This is a genomic window from Bombella saccharophila (genome assembly GCF_026385475.1).
Taxonomy (GTDB): domain Bacteria; phylum Pseudomonadota; class Alphaproteobacteria; order Acetobacterales; family Acetobacteraceae; genus Bombella; species Bombella saccharophila.
In genome coordinates this window covers 87914-108702 of record NZ_JANIDW010000001.1, presented here as the reverse complement: position 1 = coordinate 108702, position 20789 = coordinate 87914, and the positions used below count along the sequence as shown (strand labels likewise).

14 protein-coding genes are annotated in these 20789 nt (G+C 52.0%); 8 read left to right on the top strand and 6 right to left on the bottom strand.

The genetic code is table 11. The features are described from left to right. Positions 1 to 3 precede the first annotated feature (3 nt). From ccmI to NQF64_RS00475, 4 genes are all read left to right on the top strand, one after another. Positions 4 to 459: a c-type cytochrome biogenesis protein CcmI gene (gene ccmI, locus NQF64_RS00490; RefSeq protein WP_266106134.1), complete on the top strand. Its 456-nt coding sequence runs from the start codon at positions 4 to 6 to the stop codon at positions 457 to 459. Next, positions 456 to 812, top strand: a complete 357-nt coding sequence (locus NQF64_RS00485) for a hypothetical protein (RefSeq protein ID WP_266106133.1) — start codon at positions 456 to 458, stop codon at positions 810 to 812. Before ccmI ends, NQF64_RS00485 begins: the two co-directional genes overlap by 4 nt. A gap of 84 nt (positions 813 to 896) precedes the next feature. Next, the gene (locus NQF64_RS00480) at positions 897 to 2567 is read left to right on the top strand and encodes an NAD-dependent malic enzyme (RefSeq protein ID WP_266106132.1); all 1671 of its coding nucleotides are present in this window, start codon (positions 897 to 899) and stop codon (positions 2565 to 2567) included. A gap of 39 nt (positions 2568 to 2606) precedes the next feature. Beyond that, entirely contained in the window at positions 2607 to 4016 is a 1410-nt protein-coding gene (locus tag NQF64_RS00475) for a class II fumarate hydratase (protein ID WP_266106131.1), read from the top strand. Between the two features lie 4 nt (positions 4017 to 4020). Here the strand turns inward: NQF64_RS00475 and purF are convergent, their stop codons facing one another. The 3 genes from purF to NQF64_RS00460 form a co-directional block, all read right to left on the bottom strand. Next, positions 4021 to 5463 carry an amidophosphoribosyltransferase gene (purF, locus tag NQF64_RS00470; RefSeq protein WP_099026241.1) on the bottom strand — a complete coding sequence of 481 codons (1443 nt, stop codon included), beginning with the start codon at positions 5461 to 5463 and terminating at the stop codon, positions 4021 to 4023. A 71-nt stretch (positions 5464 to 5534) separates the two neighbouring features. Further along, positions 5535 to 6089 carry a CvpA family protein gene (locus NQF64_RS00465; RefSeq protein ID WP_099026242.1) on the bottom strand — a complete coding sequence of 185 codons (555 nt, stop codon included), beginning with the start codon at positions 6087 to 6089 and terminating at the stop codon, positions 5535 to 5537. Positions 6090 to 6126: 37 nt separating this feature from the next. Next, positions 6127 to 6435: a hypothetical protein gene (locus tag NQF64_RS00460; RefSeq protein WP_099026243.1), complete on the bottom strand. Its 309-nt coding sequence runs from the start codon at positions 6433 to 6435 to the stop codon at positions 6127 to 6129. Positions 6436 to 6677: 242 nt separating this feature from the next. Here NQF64_RS00460 and NQF64_RS00455 point away from each other — a divergent pair, with 242 nt between their 5' ends. Together NQF64_RS00455 and NQF64_RS00450 are read left to right on the top strand one after the other, a co-directional pair. Then, positions 6678 to 7379 carry a hypothetical protein gene (locus NQF64_RS00455; RefSeq protein WP_266106130.1) on the top strand — a complete coding sequence of 234 codons (702 nt, stop codon included), beginning with the start codon at positions 6678 to 6680 and terminating at the stop codon, positions 7377 to 7379. Next, entirely contained in the window at positions 7379 to 9277 is a 1899-nt protein-coding gene (locus NQF64_RS00450; protein ID WP_266106129.1) for a ShlB/FhaC/HecB family hemolysin secretion/activation protein, read from the top strand. The genes NQF64_RS00455 and NQF64_RS00450 overlap by 1 nt, the downstream gene beginning before the upstream one ends. Here NQF64_RS00450 and hemA read toward each other — a convergent pair. After that, a complete protein-coding gene (gene hemA / locus NQF64_RS00445) occupies positions 9274 to 10482 on the bottom strand; it encodes a 5-aminolevulinate synthase (protein WP_266106128.1) in 1209 nt (402 codons plus the stop codon). The genes NQF64_RS00450 and hemA overlap by 4 nt on opposite strands. Positions 10483 to 10676: 194 nt before the next feature. Between hemA and NQF64_RS00440 the strand changes: the two genes are divergently transcribed. Beyond that, positions 10677 to 11939 (top strand): MFS transporter, encoded by a 1263-nt coding sequence (locus NQF64_RS00440; protein WP_266106127.1) that lies wholly within the window; start codon positions 10677 to 10679, stop codon positions 11937 to 11939. A gap of 66 nt (positions 11940 to 12005) precedes the next feature. Here the strand turns inward: NQF64_RS00440 and NQF64_RS00435 are convergent, their stop codons facing one another. Both NQF64_RS00435 and NQF64_RS00430 read right to left on the bottom strand, forming a co-directional pair. Then, positions 12006 to 17432: an autotransporter domain-containing protein gene (locus tag NQF64_RS00435; protein ID WP_266106126.1), complete on the bottom strand. Its 5427-nt coding sequence runs from the start codon at positions 17430 to 17432 to the stop codon at positions 12006 to 12008. Positions 17433 to 17934: 502 nt separating this feature from the next. Continuing rightward, positions 17935 to 19569, bottom strand: coding sequence for an NAD(P)/FAD-dependent oxidoreductase (locus tag NQF64_RS00430; RefSeq protein ID WP_266106567.1), 1635 nt, complete (start codon positions 19567 to 19569; stop codon positions 17935 to 17937). Between the two features lie 153 nt (positions 19570 to 19722). Between NQF64_RS00430 and NQF64_RS00425 the strand changes: the two genes are divergently transcribed. Continuing rightward, on the top strand, positions 19723 to 20787 hold the full coding sequence (locus NQF64_RS00425) for a cation diffusion facilitator family transporter (RefSeq protein WP_266106125.1): 1065 nt from the start codon (positions 19723 to 19725) through the stop codon (positions 20785 to 20787). Positions 20788 to 20789 lie beyond the last annotated feature (2 nt).

Here is a 20789-nt window from a genome sequence, read left to right as displayed (position 1 = left end):
TGCATGTCGTTTCTGATCCTCGCCTTTCTATGCTTGTTTATTGGCTTACCGATTGTAATTAGCCTTGCCATACGCGGAACACTCAGCAAACAGACGGAAGACCCCTTCCTCACCCTCCATCAAGAACGGCTAGAAGCCCTCGCACGGGATAAACAAGCCGGGCTGATGGACCAACATCATTATGATGCCGCCCGTATTGAGACAGAGCGCGATATTATCAACCATATCTCCACCCCTCCACCAAGCCTCAGCGGGGCAGGGCATGCGCATCGCATCATTGGTATTTCCACCCTCGTCTTAGTCCCGCTTGTGGCCTTGCTGCTCTATGCCCTGCATGGTCAACCCTTCCTCGGCCCGCATCCTGAAGCTGCCCTTCCTGCTGGGGCGTTTCATACCTCGCCTATCACGCCACCAGCCAGCACAATGGCCCCCACCCACACCTCTGGAGGACAACCATGAAGCCCACCCTACCCCGCACAGCCGCCACCCGATTACATGACAGCACGCAGCCTCTGCCACCGCATAAACTCATCCCATGCCCCTGCTGCCATGAACCCCTCCAACATACGGCCCTCCATTGCGCCCATTGTGGGGCAGAGAAACATTATGGCCCCCGCCTCCATGAGCTTCTCCTCTATGCACTTAGCGGCCTTGCCCTCTGCTTAGCCCTCATTTTCATCCTCACACCACATGCCTTCAGCACAGCATCCTTCTGGCTCTACCCCCTTTTGGGCTCTGGGCTAACAGCAGGGTTCCTGTTGGCGCAATTCCGCTTCTCCGGGGAGCGATGGATTCAACACCGCAAAAAGTAAGAACGGGTTCCTTTTCTTTAAACTTCGCCGTATGATTGAGGCGTTATATCCAAGGCTCTGCCACGATTCTGGAGGTTCCTGCCCATGGCTGCCCCGCTCTCCCCTCGTACTATCACCCAACACGGGATGGCCTTATTAGACACGCCTTTACTGAATAAAGGCACAGCCTTCCCCATGGATGAGCGCACAGCTTTTGGGCTTCACGGGCTTCTTCCCCCCGGCATTCATACGTTAGAAGAACAAATTGAACGCGCTTATAACTACATTACCGCAACTAACGATATCTTAAGCCGCTATGTGCGCTTACGGACAATCCAAGATAATAACGAGACGCTCTTCCACGCCTTGCTCCAAAAATATCTCACCGAGCTTATGCCCATCGTCTATACACCCGGCGTTGGGGAGGCGTGTCAGGAATTCTCCAAAATATGGCAGCGTCCTCGCGGTTTGTTCCTCTCCAGTGCAGACCGTGGGCAAATCGCTGATCGCCTCGCGGCTATTCCACAGAATGACGTTCGCCTCATCATCGTAACCGACGGTGAGCGCATTTTAGGCTTGGGTGACCTCGGTGCAAATGGGATGGGCATCCCCATTGGTAAGCTCGCCCTCTATACAGCCTGTGCAGGCTTAAACCCTGCCCTTCTACTCCCTGTCACCTTAGATGTGGGGACAGAGAACATGACACTGCGTAACGACCCTGCCTATATCGGCAATCGTACACCTCGCCTCCGCGGGCAAGATTATGCCGAGTTTGTGGAGGAGTTTGTCACCGCTATACAGCAACGCTGGCCGGGCATCATCCTCCATTGGGAGGATTTTGCAGGGCGTAATGCCGCCCCTCTCCTCAAACGCTATCGGGACCGCCTACCTAGCTTTAATGACGATATTCAAGGCACGGCCGCCATTGCCGTAGCAGCCATCCTCAGCGGTGTGCAAGCGAATGGGGAGCAATTAAGCCAACAACGCATTGCCATCGCTGGGGGTGGCTCGGCAGGGATTGGCATTGCTGAGCTGCTCCTCACCGCCCTAGAAGCAGAAGGCCTCAGCCGTGAGGACGCCCTTAAACGCTTCTATATCGTGGACCGTAACGGCTTACTCACCCACGATATGGCTAATCTTAGCGAGGGGCAGACCCTTTTTGCCCGTCAGGATGAAACCGCTCAGAATGGGCAGGGCCGACCACTAGGGGAGGTTATCAGCAAATCTGCCCCTACGATTCTAATTGGTGTATCTGGCCAAGCCGGTCTCTTTACGGAAGGGATGATTCGCGAGATGGCCACTCATTGCACCCGTCCGCTCATCTTCCCCCTCTCCAACCCGACAAGCTGTGTAGAAGCCACACCGCAGGACATCCTCACCTGGACGGCAGGGCAAGCGTGGGTCAGCACAGGTGGGCCTTTTGCCCCAGTAGAACTAGATGGCCGGAATGTCGTGATCGACCAAACCAATAATGCGTATATCTTCCCCGGTTTGGGGCTTGGAGCTTTGGCCTGCAAAGCCAAAACGGTAAGTGAAGGGATGATCATGGCCGCCGCGCAAGCCGTTGCCGCCCTCTCCCCATTGAAGAATGGGGGGACGAATCTCCTTCCACCCCTCGAATCCATTCGCACAACTGCTCTTAAAGTTGCATATGCCGTAGCCCAACAAGCGCAGGCTGAACAACTCTGCCCGGCTTTTGATGATACCGCCCTGCAAGGGGCCATCGCCGCCCTTAGCTGGCAGCCGCGCTACCGCCCCTATCGTCCGGCCTCATAAACGAGGCCCGTCCTTCCCATCCCTTGCTAGAGAGTTCCCATGGCACACCGTATAGAAACCGATGGCCTCGGCCAGATTGAAGTCCCCCAAACAGCCCTATGGGGGGCGCAAACACAACGGTCTCTACGGTATTTTAGCATTGGGAAGGACCTCATGCCGCGCGAGATGATTGAGGCCTATGCCATCCTCAAGCGCGCTTGTGCCATCGCCAATGCGGCGAGTGGGCGGTTAGCAGGCGATAAGGCGGACCTCATCATCCGTATTTGTGATGAGATTATGAGCGGAATACACGACCGTCACTTCCCGCTACATGTCTGGATGACAGGCTCTGGCACGCAATTCAACATGAATGTTAATGAGGTCATCGCCAATCGTGCGAGCCAAATGACAGGGCAACCTTTAGGGAGCAAAAAACCGCTGCACCCTAATGACCATGTCAATATGGCGCAATCGACAAACGATACCTTCCCCGCTGCCATGTATATTGCCAGCGCACTCACCACCCATCGCCGCCTCCTCCCCGCTTTGGAGCGATTACACGGGGCGATTGCTCATAAGGCAGCGCAATGGAAACATATCGTCAAAGTCGGCCGTACCCATCTCCAAGATGCTGTCCCCATCACATTAGGGCAGGAATGGGAAGGCTATGCAGGTATGCTGGCCGAAAACATCCAACGTATTGAAGCCGCACGCGATGGCCTTCTCCCACTCGCCTTAGGCGGGACAGCCCTTGGCACAGGGGTAAATACCGACCCACAATTTGCTACACGCGCTTGTAAAGAGATTAACCGCCTCACCCAGCTCGACTTCACAAGTGGGAGCAATAAATTCGCCCTCCAAGGCGCGCATGATGCCCTTGTACATCTCTCCTCCACTTTACGGACCTTAGCGGGCAGCCTCTTTAAAATTGCTAATGACATCCGCCTGCTCGCCTGCGGCCCTCGCGCCGGATTGGGGGAGCTAAACCTCCCGATTAATGAGCCCGGCTCCTCCATCATGCCGGGTAAAATCAACCCCACTCAAGCCGAGGCCCTCACTATGCTCTGCCTCCAAGTGATGGGTAATGATACAGTTGTCGGGATGGGCGGGGCCAGTGGTATGCTGGATATGAACGTCTATAAACCGGTGATGATTCATAACATCATGCAAAGCCTTACCTTGCTCCATGATGGTATGGAAAACTTTCGCCGCTTCCTCATTGAGGGCACAACCGCCAATGAGGAACATATCCGCCAACAATTAGACCATTCCTTAGTCTTGGTCACAGCCCTCTCCCCCAGCATTGGGTATGACAAAGCCTCTCAGGTAGCGCATCACGCCATGAAGCATGGACTCAGCCCCCGCCAAAGCGCGCTAGATCTCGGTTTTATGAGCGGAGAGGACTATGACCGCGTGGCGGACCCTGCCCTCATGCTTAAGCCGAATATTACGCCCCCTAAGGGGTCGTAAGAGCTCATTGCTGGATGAGTTTGCCCTCTTTATCCACCAAGCTAATAGGATAATCACCAGAGAAACACGCATCGCAATTCGTATGGTTAGCCACAGGGCGGCCTTGGTGACCAAGAGCACGGTACAAACCATCAAAACTAATAAAAGCAAGGCTGTCAGCATTGATGGCCTTACACATTTCTTCTAACGAATGCCGCGCTGCTAACAAATGCTTCTCCGAGGGAGTATCAATCCCATAAAAACACGGATGCTTTGTCGGGGGGGAGGTGATGCGCATATGCACCTCCTTCGCCCCAGCAGCGCGCACCATATCGACAATCTTACGCGAGGTCGTTCCCCGTACGATCGAATCATCCACCAAAATAACGCGCCGTCCTTCCAGCACCGCTTTATTGGCGGAATGTTTCATCTTCACACCGAGATTACGCACTTGGTCTGTCGGCTGAATAAAGGTGCGCCCTACATAATGGTTCCGCACAATGCCCATCTCGTAAGGTAGGCCACTTTCATGCGCATAACCAATGGCCGATGGCACACCGGAATCCGGCACAGGCACGACGACATCCGCCTCCACCCCGCTCTCCCGCGCTAATTCTCCCCCAATGCGCGTCCGCACTTCATAGACGGACTGACCCTCCAGCACAGAATCAGGCCGGGCAAAATAAATATACTCAAAGATGCAAAAACGCCGCCCGACATCCCCAAAGGGCCAAAGCGACTTTACCCCTTCAGCATTGATGACAACAATCTCACCCGGCTCAATATCGCGGACATAATCCGCACCGATGATATCCAGCGCACATGTCTCGCTGGCTAATATCCAACCGCCCGCTTTCTTCTCATAACCAGGCATCCGCCCTAACACTAACGGCCGCACGCCAAGCGGGTCGCGCATCCCCATCATGCCGTTATCAGGCGTTAAGGTAATGAGAGAATAGGCCCCTTTAATCTGCTTCGCAGCATCCATCAGACGGTCAATAACCGTATCATAGAGAGAAATCGCAATGAGATGAACAATGACCTCTGTATCCATCGTAGAATGGAAGATACAGCCACGCTTTACCAAAGCTTGGCGCAAGGTCGCAGCGTTGGTCAAATTGCCATTATGAGCAACAGCCAACCCCCCAAAGGCGTAATCGGCATAAATAGGCTGAACATTGCGTACATGCGTCCCGCCCGTTGTGCCGTAGCGGTTATGGCCAATCGCTGCCTCGCCGGGTAAACCTTCTATAACGGCTTGATTACCAAACACATCCCCCACCAACCCAAGAGCCTTATGCTGGTGGAAAGCCTCGCCATCAAAACTGACAATCCCCGCCGCCTCCTGACCACGATGCTGCAAAGCATGCAGGCCTAGGGCTGTCAGAGCGGCCGCATTTGGCACCCCCCACACACCAAAAACACCACATTCCTCATAGGGACGACTGGACGATTCAGGAAAAGACATAGACAGAGCAAACCTGACGAGCGACTCTCGCTCTTATCGAGTGGCACAGCAGCGCATGAAACGCTGCCCCTTCAATGGCTATTCGGAGCCATAAAGGCAAGATGTTCCGACCAGGAAAGAGGCACATACCCCTGCAAAAAAGCAACGCCTCGCACGATATAAGGGGAGAAAATGCTCCCTTTCATCGCAGTTTCCAGCCAATCTTGAGCAAGATAGCCCCCTGCGCAAAAAAGCAACACTAAAACCACATAACCACGCACCACACCAAAGCCCGCCCCCAAAAGAGCATCCAACGAGCCAGAGAGAACAACCCGAAGCGCGCGCGCTAACTGTCCTGTTATAAGGTTAAGCACAATCAACACCAGTACAAAGAGGACCAACCGCCCCCCCCAGTAAAGCAATGGCGTCCCTTGGAGGGAGGGTACGATCAACGGGCCAAGCTTTGCCAGTACAGCTCCACCTACCCGGCTAACAACCCACACACTCCCAACCCAAACAAGCAAGGCCCCACTCTCACGAGAGACGCCGCGTATCAGCCCCCACACAGTCGAAAGCCCGATAAGACTGAGAATCCCCCAATCCATCGGGCCTAAATGCTCCAAAAACGTCCCATGCAGGCCTGTCATATAACCCCTTAGCCCCCGCTCAAACTACTTAAAAACATCAAGGCAGTTTAGTAGAGCGATATCGCCCTCCCTTACGAGCCCTTATGCCACGCTTAAGTAAATCTGCCGAGAGGTCGAGCCGCTCTGTTAGCTCCTGCCATATAGCAACCTCGCTTATGCCATGCTGATGCCATATTTTTTGTATCTCTTGGAGGAAGAGCGCGCTATCATCAACCAATGCTTCCGGGTCCCCATAAAGGTAATCCAGCAAGCAGTCAGTTGCCTGCTCAGCAAAGGCTTTACACTCCTGCCCAGCCTTAAGTTCTGCGCGTTCCTTAGCAGCGTTATGTTTTGTGGGTTTTTTCATCTCAAGGCCATTATAACGGGCTTATAGCGTCCTGCAAAAGGAAAGAAAGCACACAAGAATGTTATATCCCTTCCTCAAGCATCATTTTATCTCAATACGCCCCTACTCTACCCGATTATAGCTTAAGAAAGGTCAAACGCCGCCAAAACCTGCCAAAGGCCTTTTCTCTCACTCTAAAATCTTTTATATCTCCCCTGCGTGAGCGACTGGCATCGTCTTTTACCATATGGGGTCCGGTTTTTATGGATGTATCATCCACAACCCTCCCGGTACGCTGCGTTCAAGCGATAGTCCTTGTTTGTGGCCTTCTCTCCCCTCATCACGCATGGGGGCAGGCTACACCTGTTGCAGGCTACTCCCCCGGCGCGCGTAGTGCCACAACAGCCAATACAATGCTTGATAGCGTTGTCGGCAATGCTCACTCACCGCTTAAAAAACAAACCAGCATTACAGGCGACCTCTACCATATCGCTGCCGATGGCACTGTTACTGCGCCCAATGGGTTAATTGTCCCTCCCGGTGGTTGCCAAACCCCCGGTACGGCCCGCCTCCCTACCAGCCAAGCGGCTAATGCCCCACATTCCCATTATCAATTTGGCACCGGTCGGCGTGGAAAAGGGTTTGAGACCGTAACCATTGGGGTGAGTGAACAACCTATCCTCGCAACATCCAGCCCCCATCCCCCCACAACACGTCGGGCAACACTCAATGCCTCTTTTGGTCCTACCGGCATTTATATTCTGCCAGAGCCATGCACGCGCTCCCATCCAAGCGACCGCGCCTTAACATTAGATGCCGCCACCAGCCTTGCCAGTGCCGATGGCAACGCCTTTACTCTAGCGGGTAATCGCTCTCATGAGGTCCCCGTCAATACAGCACAACGCTTACCTGATGGGGATATTGACTTAAGCAATAACGCACTCGCTGGCCCCGCCTCTCCGTGATGCCCGCTCCTTCCACATCACAACGGGCCTTGAAAGAGTGGCGCATATGGTCATGGTCTGCTTTATTGGGCTTGCTCCTCATTCCTGCACAAGCCCTTGCCCAAGGTGTTCCCCCTGCCACCACACAAGCCGGTGTGCCCATCACCGCTTTGCCAGAACCATTTGGCCTTTTTAATCGCCATACAATCGGCGGGCCCTCTGCTAATGTCCAAGGTACAGCATCAGGCGATAACACCCCCAACACATCCCCGCCTGTAACAGAGCCCATTCCCCAAGGCCCTGCCGGACCAAACCCAGCCCCCCATATGGCTAATGATGTAGCGTTACCGCATCTCCAAGCTGTGGTCCTCCAACCTGCAGGTCAAACTGGCAGCCAACTGGACCAACAGCCCATTTCCTCAGCCGGGCTAAGGCTTAGCCACGCACCGGGGCTTTATAAAATCATCCTGCCTTATATAGGCAAACCCCTTACCTTCCAGAAAATGCACGAACTTACAGGGGCGATTGCCGTCTTTTATCGCCAACATGACCGCCCCTTTATCAGCGTAACGGTTCCGCCGCAGCGCGTGCATAATGGTGTGCTGCATATTGATATTTCCGAATACCATTTGGAGCGCATCACGGTGCATGGCAACCGCTGGACGCCTGCTTGGCAAATCCGGCAGACCAGCACACTCAGCCCCAACCAAACCATGGCCCTCACCTCCCTTCAGACGGAGCTAGACTGGCTTAACCTTAATCCTTTTCACACGGCAGACCTCATCTACCGCCCCGGTACGCACCCCGGCAGTACGGATGTGGATATTAATATCACAGACCGCTTCCCCGTTTATGCTTATGCCGCCATGAATAATCAGGCCGACCGCTCCTTAGGGCGGTTTAACTGGTACACGGGAGCCTCATGGGGAAACGCTTTTGGGCTGGGGCACATCCTGACCTATCAATTCAACCGCACTTTTATGAATCGCTTTGACAACCATACAGGCAGTTGGACCATCCCTCTTTTTGGGCATAATGCGCTCCAAATCTTTGGCAATTACGCCCTCTCTCACCCCACCAGCAACACGCGCGACCTCATCAACCGTGGTCAGAGCGGGCAAGTCTCCCTACGCTGGCTCCATATGTTCGACCATATCGCCCTAGGCCGTAATGCTGGCCTTGATGGCATGATTCAAGTTGGGTTTGATTGGAAGAATACCCATTCCGACCAATTCTACCATGCACGGACCATCACCCTCTCCGAGGCCGATACAGCGCAATTTGTGGTAGGCTATACAGGCTCCCTCCAAGACGCATGGGGGCAGACGCAAATTAATAACCAATTCTTTTACGGTCCCGGCGGCCTACTCCCCAATGATACACGCCGCGCTTATGAGGGCATCTTCCCGAAATCCAGCCCGAATTATGTTTATGACCGCCTCATGCTCACCCGCACACAAAATCTTCCTTACGGGTTTTCCTCCACCACGAAGGTAACCTTCCAACGTGCGAGCAAAAATCTACTCTATAGTGAGCAGCTCATGATTGGGGGAATGGGCAATGCACGCGGTTATTTTGCCAATACATCCTTCGGCAGTAACGGCAATGCTGTAAGCGAGGAGATATTCACCCCCGCCCTCTCTCTCCTCAAACTCGCCCATATCCCCACAGCAGGACAGCCAGATAGCAATAAGCTGGGTATCTTTTGGGATTGGGCAGATAACCGCCAAGTCCGCCATGTCGGCACAGGGCCACGCGCAGCTAGCCTCGCCAGCATTGGCGCAGACCTCACCGGTAGCCTCAATAGGCACATCAACCTTACAGTCGATGCCGGGATACGCCTGCGCCGCATCCATACAACAGAGCTCGCAAATCGCCGTGGGACGTTCTGCGACTTCCAAATTGTGGGGGGATTTTAAGCCCCTGCCCGCGGGAGGTTAAGCTCCTGCCATACATGATCCAACGCACGGACCAAAGAGTCTAAATCTGCCTCTGTATGCAGCGGCCCCGGCGTAAGGCGCAAACGCTCCGTGCCGCGCGGGACAGTCGGGTAATTAATCGGCTGAAGGTAATGACCATGCTCTTTTAAGAGCCGGTCTGTCACCTCACGGCACAAAGCCGCATCCCCCACCATCACCGGCGTAATATGCGATTGCGCGGGCATATAAGGGAGTTTCACTGCCTCTAGCTTCTTCCGCAAAGAGGCTACGGCGGCTTTCTGCCCCTTACGTTCGGCATCGCTATGGCGCAAATGCCGCACACTCGCCAGAACCCCCGCGGCAATCATCGGTGGCAAAGAGGTCGAGAAAATAAAGCCAGAACCAAAAGAGCGCACAAAGTCGCATAACGCCGCCGAGGCTGCAATATAGCCCCCCACCACGCCATAAGCCTTGCCTAATGTGCCTTCAATCACTGTCAGGCGATGCTCCAACCCACGCTCCTGCGCGACACCACCCCCTTGAGGGCCATACATCCCAACCGCATGGACCTCATCAAGATAGGTCATCGCATTATAGCGGTCAGCAATATCGCAAATCTCCTCAATCGGAGCGATATCGCCATTCATGGAATAGACTGATTCAAAAGCCACAATCTTGGGCGTCTCAAGCGGAAACTCTTTTAGCTTCGCTTCTAAATCTTGTAGGTCATTATGCTTGAAGATGCGCTTCTCCGCACGGGAGTGACGAATCCCCTCAATCATGGACGCATGGTTCAATTCGTCAGAAATCACCACACAGCCCGGTAAACGTGCCGCTAATGTTCCTAATGTAACCCAATTTGATAAATAGCCTGAGTTAAATAATAACGCACTCTCCTTACCATGGAGAGACGCAAGCTCTCTCTCCAAACTAACATGGTAATGATTAGTGCCAGAGATATTACGCGTTCCCCCCGCGCCAGCCCCGCTTTCATCCAATGATTTATGAATCGCCGCTATAACATCAGGATGTTGCCCCATCCCCAAATAATCGTTAGAGCACCATACCGTCACATCACGCCCAACACCGTGATGAAATGCCTTGGGAAACTTACCCGCATGACGCTCTAACTCCGCAAAATAACGGTAGCTACCATCAGCACGCAGGCCATCTAATGCGGTTTGAAATAGGGTATCGTAATCCATAAATAGTTCTCCTTGCGGGCCTCACTTTAGGTCTCACTCCCCAGAAAGCAAGGCTTAAACACTGTTATAGGCGAAAACATAATTACAGAATCTTTAAAATAGGACTATTAAACTACTATTTTCCTCTCCATTCCTTTATAGCTAATAACATTCATCCTGCCCCTATGGGGCCTGCTTGCCGGAGGGCCTCTCTTTTGCCTGTTTCCGCCTCATCTCACCAAAATGAACATCCCCGTTTTGCTGCTTTACTGCCTTACTGGCAGGTCACACTGGCTGCCTTTAGCGGCTGGTTTTTGGATGCGTTTGACCAAACCGCCCTCATGTTTACCCTCCCCGATATTGCAAAGGATTTCGGCTGTTCATTGGCGATGTTAGGCAGCGTCTTTTTAGCGCAAGCTCTGGGGCGCGCTGTTGGCAACACAGGGTGGGGATGGCTCTCAGACCGCTTCGGACGCAAACCAGCCTTTACATTAGGCGTCCTTTTCTTTGCCCTGTTCGCCGCGTTAACCGGCACAACGCATCATCTCCTCAGCCTCATCATCATTCAATTCCTTTTCGGCATTGGCTTTGGGGGAGAATGGACCGCCTCCGCCACACTCTTAATGGAGAGCGTACCCGCCCCGCTCCGCCCCTTAGCCTCTGCTACAATGATGTCCGGTTATGAAATCGGCTATATGGCCGCAGCAGGGGCGCAGGCTTTAATTCTGCCACATTATAGCTGGCGGCTTATATTCTTTATCGGCTTACTCCCGGCTTTACTCGTCATCTTTATTCGCCTTGGAGTGGCAGAAAGCCCCCTCTGGCTCGCCACGCAAGAAAAGAAGAAGCACGCAACACATACCTCCCCAACCGCCGAGAAAGGCCCCAGCCTATGGCATATCATACGTGCCTTCTGGAACGGAGCTGCTTTTCAAGCTGTGGCCTTTATGTGCTTCCTAGAGTTCCAAAAAGCAGCATTATACACATTCTACCCCACGATTTTGCGGGAGCATCACCATCTAAGCCCCCAGCTTATCTTCTGGCCCGTAGCACTTTATTGCCTCGGCTCTTTTAGTGGGAAAATCCTATGCGGGGCTTTAGCTGCACGCTTTGGGGAGGCCCGCATCATGCGCCTTGCCCTCCTAACCGTCATACTTTTAATCATCCCCTTCCTCAATGCAGGACCATGGGCCATTTTGCTGGCATCAGCCTTCCTCATCGGGGCAGCCGCATCAGGCGTTTATGCCCTTGTGCCACATTACCTCTCCCAACGCTTCCCTAATGAACGCCGCAGCGCGGGGATGGGCACAAGCTATGCTGTTGGCTCATTAGGACAAGGCTTAGCAGGTCGCATTGTACCCGCTCTTGGGCCTCTCGTGGCGGGGCTGCCCATCGCTGCAACCATATGCGTGCTCGCTGGTACGATGATGAGCATCGGGGTAACGTTCTTCCGCCCGAAAGATGTACAAAACTTCTAAGGGATTCAGCATGTAAAAAGGCGAGGCCTCATTAAGCCCCGCCTCCCCTACATAAAGATATACCCCTCAGAAGCTCACATTCACACTGCCTGTGGCACCACTCTCGATGGAGTGGTTGCCATATTGACCGATATAGGAGAGGTCTACCCCCACACGGTCCGTCACCTTCGCGGTAATACCCGCATCCGTCACAGCGGCATTGCTAGAAAGCAGAACACCAGCAACATCCATCGTGTTCGTTCCACCACCAGCAACAAAGCCCTCATGCAGCCCAGGCCGCAGACGCCCAAACCCATGACGATACGCACCCATAATATGCGGCATAAAAACAGCCTTACCAATATTCAACCGCGTTGCCGCACGGAAGCCAAAGGTGGAGAAGGTCACACCCTGATCCGTCCCCCGGCTGCGTAAGGCCGCATCATTGCCATGCTCACGGAAGCTGTTCGTCTGCATATTGACGTAAGCCACATTCATAAAGGGCTCGACCACTGTACGGCCTGCGCGCAGCTTATAGCCAAGCTCCGCATAGGCTTGCGCTGTACCGCCCAGATAGCTGCTCCGCACACGGCTGCCATAATCCCCAACGGCAATTTGACGGCGCGTGTTAATCACATTCCAGCTATAATCGGCCCCTAAACGAAGGTTCAGCCGCCCCCAATGCGTCCCCGCATAGGCCCCAACAGAGATGTTATTGCTGTTACCAGAGGAGGACCGCCCACGCTCAACATTAAATTGAGAATGCCCATAGGAGAGCAGCCCACCAACACGCCAATGACTATGGTTGATGGGTGCATCCGCCCCTACGATAAAGCCTGCCGTGTTATGGTGCATCAGCGCGGCATTACCATCCCCGCTATTATGGCCTAAGCCCCCATAAGCTTGGCCCCAGAGGACAGCATGATCAGAGTAGCAAGCCCCATTCTTTTGATGGGTTTTAAGGTCATAAACACTCTGCCCATTACGGCCATAATCACAATCTGCATTGGCGAGACGGTTAATCACAGCATTGCGAAGATAGAAGCTATCCTGGATTAACGCTGTGCGGATGGAGGCATGTAACTCACCCGAGAGGTTATCAAGCGCGCGGCGGGCTTGGTCTTTGGTCAGGCCCGTTAAGGCTGTCACCAGCCCACTCCCTGTCCCAACATGGCTTACCCCTTGGCCAGCCGTCACCTCATTACGCGTCCCGCCAATATCACCAAAGCCAGTGCTATTGCGCTTCAACACAATATCGACCGCATCAGCACTATAAGCAAGGGTCGGGTCCAGATACGCATATTGTGCAGCGAGATTAGTCGTCAGCCCACTAAATTGACCGCTCACCCCTTGTGTGGCTGTCAGAACACGATAGGCCTCGCCATAGGCTAAACCTTCTCCCGCATTCTTAACAATGAGGTCTAACGTTCCGCCCGCTAAGTTTGCCTTGCCCGTAACAGCCAGACGGTCAGAGGTTAGTTCGTTATACCCATCCCCCTTTGCCGTGGTCAGGCTCTGGCCTGTCACATCGCTTGTACCATTGATGCGAAGGATAGAGCCTTTCGCCATGCTCACATCACCCGTGACGTGAAGCGTCCCCAGGCCACTCTGCGTCGAGATCCCCGGTGCAATAACGCCGCCACTCTCAACATGCGTCTCGCCAACACTCCCCACACCACGTAACAGACCATCTTGCTGAACGGTCAACAACCCGTTCCCAGTTGCGCCATTTACTTCCAGCGTTGCTCCATCGGGAACCATTGTCGGGCCAGAATAATCATTCATACCCGTTAAGACCTCGTGCCCTTTTGCAACGACTATCCCACCATTACCGGATAAGGAACCACTATACATATCCTGTGCATTAGTAAGTGTTAAAATGCCATTCAACGTCCCCCGTCCCGCTCCAGACAACGATTGCGCTTGGGAATCCCCTGCAACTGTAAGATCATTATTATTAATCAACCTGCCTTGGATAATAGCTTTATTTAACGTCATGCTCCCATTATTGGTGGCAGAGGCTACAGTAGCTCCGTTAGTAAGGTTGGACGTACCATCGTTAACTAACGTCCCTGCCAATGTACCGCTATTTAGATCCAACCCCGCCCCTTTGGCCACGCTCGTAGCCCCTGTGAAACGGTTCTGGCCGGTCAATGTTTCTGTCCCACCAGTAATATTCACTCCAGCTGTGCCAGAAAGTGAGCCACTATAACTATCCTTAGCGTTCGTTAGGGTAAGACCCCCCTCTAACGTCCCATCGCCCTTGCCAGCCAAGGACCCCAATTGGGCACCATCTGTTCCAACAGTAAAATTACCATCATTGGTCAATGTACCTTGGACAGTCGCCTTATCTACTGTCATGCTGCCATCATTGGTAACAGACGCTACATGAGCCCCATTCGTCACACTAGAGGTGCCACTATTAGCCAACACACCAGCTAATGCACCACCATTCACGTTCAATCCCGCTCCTTTTGCCACGGTCGTAGCACCCGTGAAGCTATTTTGACCGGTGAGAGTCTTGGTGCCAGCGGCGATGGTCAACCCACCACTCCCAGCGATGGTGCCATTATAATCATTCTGTGAATCAGCATCTGTGAGCGTCAAACTATTCCCACCTAATGCCACTGTCCCATCACCACGCAGGTCCGTCACAGATAATGGCGTACTACTCGCTTGGCTAATATCAAATTGTGCCTCCTTCTTAACATCCACATAGGATGAAGGCGCAATACTCCCACTACCAGCCAAGGCTAATGTACCATTTTCAATAATCGTATGGCCTGTATACGTATTAGCCCCTGTCAGAGTTTGTGTCCCCGTTCCTATTTTAACGAGGCTCCCGCCTGTATCATTACTCGCCCCACCATCTTTTATGACCGCACCAAGTACATCATTTTTATTAAGACCACCGAGCGTTAACGTCTTACCTCCTAACGATACAGTCCCCCCCTCACCAGAAAGAGACCCAATAGAAAGGCCATTTGTATCCATCTTGGAAATATCTATTTTACCTCTCTGCTGATTGACAACACTAGCCGTATCAGCCGTCGTGTTATTAGAGAAAGATAAATTACCAGCATTCTTGATCGTAGAGGATCCAGCAGTGCTATTATCTGTGAAAGTCAGCGTAGAGTTATCCTCATCATTGCTTATTGTTGCATTGCCTGCTGTACTATTATTATGGAATGTAGTTATATTTGTTCCTTTATTTATTATTGTTGAATTTTCAGCAGAACTATTGTCATAAAAGTTCAATGATGCATTATATATGTTCGATATCGATGCATGGCCTGCCCCCGTATTGTTATAAAAATTAACTTGAGAATCATGACCATAATTTGCCTTATTAAATATATTAGCACTATCAGCTGTACTTTTATTATATAAATTAAGGTAACCACCATCAACAGTCACCGTATGATGACCTAATGTAGCTGATGCTTGACCACCATCACTAGGCACACCATTCATATTCACTGTGGAGTTACTGATAAAAACATTCCCTCCTTGTGTTGTCGCATCCGACAACCCAAAAGGCGTAGCATCATTCGCATTTACCGTGACATTAGGCGTGCGCCATGTACCAGGCCCCACAATATACGTATCTCCTGTATAGGTATTATCCTTATTTAAATTAATAACTGAATTTCCATCATTACTATTGGATATAAAAATACTTCCTGGACCAATAATAGGTGCATTGGTATCATAGGTATGACCATTAAGATCAATACCATAACGATAGCCACCATATGTATTTTCATTATGACCTGAATGATTAGACGGGCCAAGAATAATTGTCCGCCCCACCTCGTTCGTAATATCAGCGCCAAGTTTTAATATACCACCATCAATATCAATAGATGTACCCTGCTGCCCCAAGCTTTGATCAGAGGCAATTTGAAGGATACCATTATTAATAGCTGTCCCACCCGTATAGCTATTATTGCCGTTTAAAATGAGTGTTCCCGTATCTGTTTTTACAAGAGTTGTAGAATTATTGGGATCATCTGTAATATTTGTATCAATAATAGCCGTTTGACCATCACCAAAAGACGTTCCATTCCCTACACGAATAATCGAAGCAGACCCCGTTTTATTAAAGAGGAGACCTGTTTTCTGCTCATCACTTACACTACCCTGATTAGTGATAGAGAATATATTATTGTTATACTGGTTCCCATTTAAAACAATAAGACTATCATCACCTTTGGACAACACATGATAAGTAGATTGACTTCCACCCTGTCCATTACCTTCTGGCGCAAATTGCATACCCGCAACTTTTACCGTTCCATCTACTGTAATATTACCGCCATTATGCTCAAAAATAGCATAGCTATTTTCATTCCACGCGGCATTATTTGTCCCCTGAATTGTCGTCCAATTTGTTGGGGCACCCTCTCCTTGCTTCCATACGCCATCTCCTCCCTCAACTTGACCTGTTGAACTCACATGGGAGCCGTCCCAGAAAGTAAGCTTATCTTCAGCGTTGGTTTGGATAAAATTAACTTGATGCTGCCCCGTCTGAAGAGCACTTAAATCAGGTCGTGCCCCCTCACCATTTACAGCCAATACAGTATTCTGCCCTATATTAAGATTTCCACCATAATTATACAGCGTACGAATACCCGACCCCAATTGCGTTTGAAGCGGAGCTACATAAATAGTACCATTTAAATTAAGATTTTCAGTAACGTTAATAACACCACTGCCCTGCTTTCCAGAGCCATTATCACCTATATTAAGAAAACTAGAATTTCCATTCATATTTAAATTACCTGTAACCGTTAAATAACTACGTGGGTTACCAGGTATAGCTGGAGCAATAGTACCACCAGACTCTACATCTATATCATGCCCCGCAGAGCCAATACTCCCCGTACCCTGCAAAAGGCCACCGCTCTCAACCGTTACATGAGATGTTCCCGTTATATTACCATAAACATTTAAAGAACCACCGTTCTGGACACGCGTCTCCCCCGTATATGAAGCCCCATTATAAACATCAACATATTTAGCCTTGGCTATTAAACTAATATTTCCTTCAATATTCCCGCCAAATCCTTCTTTTGTTCCACTAATTACAAGCGTACCACCATTACCTTTAACATTGGTTTGAATTGTAGCATCAGTTGATGTAATATTTAATGTATTAGCACCAATATCAACCGTTGTACCTGCCGTGCTTCCCCAGTCTCCACCAAGGCTCGTAATATTTACAGGGCCTTGCGCTTGCGAAATATCAAATGTACTGCCACCACTCATAGCTACCCCGCTAGAATGGGCAATACTCCCCTCCCCCGATAGAGCAAGAGTCCCCTGCTCGATATTTGTATTCCCCGTATAGCTATTAACAGCCGACAATATAGTCGTACCTGCACCATTCTGCACGAGAGTAACAGGCGCATCCGCCTTATCAGTGATAGGAGACGTTACAGTCTGCGTCTCGCCTTGGGCTGGTGTATAAGTTTCAACATTACCCTCCGCCGCATATACAGAGGACCCCACAAGTGACAGGGTGGAAACCCCCGCCATAAGAATTACACATCGAGCAGAAGCTCTAAGCGGAAAACAATCGGATACAGTCCGCAGAAAAAACGGAGATCTACGATGCAATCCACAGTACTTCGCCATAAAGCCATCCCTAAATATTTAACTTACTAACAAAGAATTAAGATAAAGAGACGAATCAATACCCTCTCTATCAGGCGCGGCCAACAATAGATGGTAAAAATTACACGTCAATAAATTTTGATTGAATTGTAACTTCTTTAATTATGGAAAAATCCTATCTCTTTGATATGATTTATTACATGCTCCCCTTATTTATGCGAAAAAGCAGCTCGCTATGAGCCGCCTTTTTACAATGTTGGCCATATTGGCCGGTATAGGGGAGGTTTAACGCCGCATGGCCCATCAACGATAATACCAACACCCCCCTCACAGCAGCATTGCTAGAGGGCAAAACTCTGGCATCAAAACCCCACAAGCCTGCCAGATACCAAACGCTCTATTTTAGCTTTGCAAAAGACTCAATAAGCCATTCCGCTACACGGATGCCGTCCATCCCAGCGGAGAGGATACCCCCTGCATAGCCAGCCCCTTCCCCCGCCGGGTAAAAGCCACGCACAAGCGGGCTTTGGCCAGTGTCATCCCGCAAGATGCGCAGAGGCGAAGAGGTCCGCGTCTCCACCCCCGTCATCACCGCATCATCCATGCTATAGCCCTTAATCTTGCGCTCAAAACGCGGCAGAGCTTCCCGGATGGAGGCCACAACAAAATCTGGCAAACATGTTGTAAGGTCCGTCGGGGTAACACCCGGCTGATAAGACGGCACAACCGCTCCCAAAGAGGTTGAAGCCCGCCCTGCGAGGAAGTCCCCCACTCGTTGGGCCGGAGCTCGATAAGCCCCACCACCCGCTATAAACGCAGCCTTCTCCCAATGACGTTGGAAGGCAATCCCCGCCAAAGGCTCATCGGGGAAATCCACACCCGGCCGAACCTCCACAACAATGCCGCTATTAGCATTACGCTCCGCACGGGAATATTGGCTCATCCCATTAGTGACGACTTGGCCTTCCTCCGAGGTTGCTGCGACAACTTGCCCACCCGGACACATACAAAAAGAATATACACCCCGGCCCGTACTAGCATGATGCACCAGCTTATAATCCGCAGCACCAAGCAAAGGATGCCCCGCTTGCGGGCCAAAACGCGCAACATCTATCACTGATTGAGGATGCTCAATCCGCACCCCAATAGAGAAAGGCTTGGCCTGCATCGGCACGCCACTCTCATGCAGCATAGCAAAGGTATCGCGTGCTGAATGCCCCACCGCCAGAATCACCCGCTCCGCAGGTAAAACCTCCCCAGTAGAAAGCCTAACCCCAGTAATCTGCCGCATATCTGGCTTATCTGCACAAGCTGCCGTCTCAATGCCCTCCAGCCGTGTCTCAAACCGATATTCACCACCGAGAGCCTCAATCTGAGCCCGGAGGGACTGCACAACCGTCACTAAACGAAACGTCCCAATATGAGGTTTGGAGAGATATAAAATCTCCTCCGGGGCTCCGGCCTTTACGAATTCCTCCAAAACCTTACGGCCAAGATGACGCGGGTCCGACACGCCAGAATAAAGCTTGCCATCAGAGAATGTACCGGCACCCCCCTCGCCAAATTGTACGTTACTTTCCGCTGTAAATTGCGCCTTCCGCCATAGAGCGAATGTATCAGCCGTGCGCTGCCTAACAGCACGACCACGCTCTAAAATAATCGGCTTTAACCCTGCTTGAGCTAAAATAAGAGCCGCCATCAACCCACATGGCCCTGCCCCAACCACAATAGGGCGCGCGGCCCTTTCACGCTGCTCTGCGGTCAATATCGGGGCGACCCAGCGCGTATCGGGGGTAGGGCGAATCTGCTGGTCATCGCCAAAACGCGCTAAAACAGCCTCACAATCCCGCACGTCACAATCGAGCGTATAGACAAGCTGTATATGCCCCCGCCGCCGTGCATCATACCCACGGCGGAAGATATGATAGGCCCGCAAAGCCTCTGCCTCTATGCCCAGACGCGCAATAATCGCCGTGCGTAACTCATCCTCTGCGTGGTCTAAGGGGAGAGCAAGGTTACTCAAACGAAGCATAGGAGAAGAAGCTGTCATGCCCGCTCCTTTACTGCTAGCAACGCGGCTCTGGCAAGCAGGCTCAGCACAAGCAAAGCAGAAAAATGATGCATCGTGAATAAGTTTCCCTTATCATTAGCCTTCCTGTGCTTTCCTCTGCCTATCAGGATATTCATGACGACCACCGCCCATCACCACCATGACCATCACCATCATGACCACCATACGCATACACATGGGCATGGGCATGGGCATGGGCATGGGCATGGGCATGGGCATCATCACGGGGGGCATAGCCATGCGCCAACCTCTTTTGGTGGCACCTTCCTCATCGCCATTCTTCTCAATTCTGCCTATCTGATTGGGGAGGCCGGATGGGGATTTGCCGCCCATTCTCTCTCCCTTTTAGCCGATGCCGGGCATAACCTCTCCGATGTATTAAGCCTGCTTGCCGCATGGGGCGCACAAGCCCTCGCCCGCCGCAGCCCCAGCGAACGCTTCACTTACGGTTTTAAACGCGCCACGATTCTCACCGCTCTCCTCAATGCAACCATCCTTTTACTCGTCACGGGGGGGATTATTTGGGAGGCTATCTGGCATTTCATTCATCCAGAAATCGTCCACGGCCGGACAATCAGCATCGTAGCGGCTATTGGCATCCTCATTAATGGTGGCACGGCTTTATTGCTCATGCGCGGGGCGCATCACGACCTCAATATGCGCGGGGCCTTCCTCCATATGGCCTCCGATGCTCTTATGGCCCTAGGGGTTGTCATCGCAGGGGGGCTTATCACCCTCACAGGCTCTTCCTTCATCGACCCCTTAGCGAGCCTCATCGTCTCTGGGTTGATTATCTGGGGCACATGGTCGCTTCTGACCCACGCACTCGGCCTCGCTTTAGATGCGGTCCCACACAGCATCACACCACGCGCTGTTGAGGATGCCCTACGCGCTATGCCCGCTATTGCGGACCTCCATCACCTCCATATCTGGCCAATCAGCACAACCGAAACTGCTCTAACGGTCCATCTCACCCTCCACCCCTTCCCTGAAGGATACAGCGCGCAAGACGCACAAAGCCAGATTGCGGCAACCCTGCATGAAGCCACCCATCTGTTGCAAGAACGCTTTGCCATCGGCCACCCGACCTTCCAAGTCGAGGCTGCTACGGCTACGGCCTGCTCTGCACCGCATTGCACGCCAGAGGCTCACCATACATCAACCACAACCACGGACTAACC

Coding starts and splice junctions, on each gene's coding strand:
- NQF64_RS00430 (WP_266106567.1), bottom strand. CDS start 19,569: ATGCTTCGTTTGAGTAACCTTGCTCTCCCCTTAGACCACGCAGAGGAT.
- NQF64_RS00455 (WP_266106130.1), top strand. CDS start 6,678: ATGGATGTATCATCCACAACCCTCCCGGTACGCTGCGTTCAAGCGATA.
- NQF64_RS00465 (WP_099026242.1), bottom strand. CDS start 6,089: ATGACAGGCCTGCATGGGACGTTTTTGGAGCATTTAGGCCCGATGGAT.
- ccmI (WP_266106134.1), top strand. CDS start 4: ATGTCGTTTCTGATCCTCGCCTTTCTATGCTTGTTTATTGGCTTACCG.
- NQF64_RS00425 (WP_266106125.1), top strand. CDS start 19,723: ATGACGACCACCGCCCATCACCACCATGACCATCACCATCATGACCAC.
- NQF64_RS00460 (WP_099026243.1), bottom strand. CDS start 6,435: ATGAAAAAACCCACAAAACATAACGCTGCTAAGGAACGCGCAGAACTT.
- NQF64_RS00480 (WP_266106132.1), top strand. CDS start 897: ATGGCTGCCCCGCTCTCCCCTCGTACTATCACCCAACACGGGATGGCC.
- hemA (WP_266106128.1), bottom strand. CDS start 10,482: ATGGATTACGATACCCTATTTCAAACCGCATTAGATGGCCTGCGTGCT.
- NQF64_RS00485 (WP_266106133.1), top strand. CDS start 456: ATGAAGCCCACCCTACCCCGCACAGCCGCCACCCGATTACATGACAGC.
- NQF64_RS00475 (WP_266106131.1), top strand. CDS start 2,607: ATGGCACACCGTATAGAAACCGATGGCCTCGGCCAGATTGAAGTCCCC.
- purF (WP_099026241.1), bottom strand. CDS start 5,463: ATGTCTTTTCCTGAATCGTCCAGTCGTCCCTATGAGGAATGTGGTGTT.
- NQF64_RS00450 (WP_266106129.1), top strand. CDS start 7,379: ATGCCCGCTCCTTCCACATCACAACGGGCCTTGAAAGAGTGGCGCATA.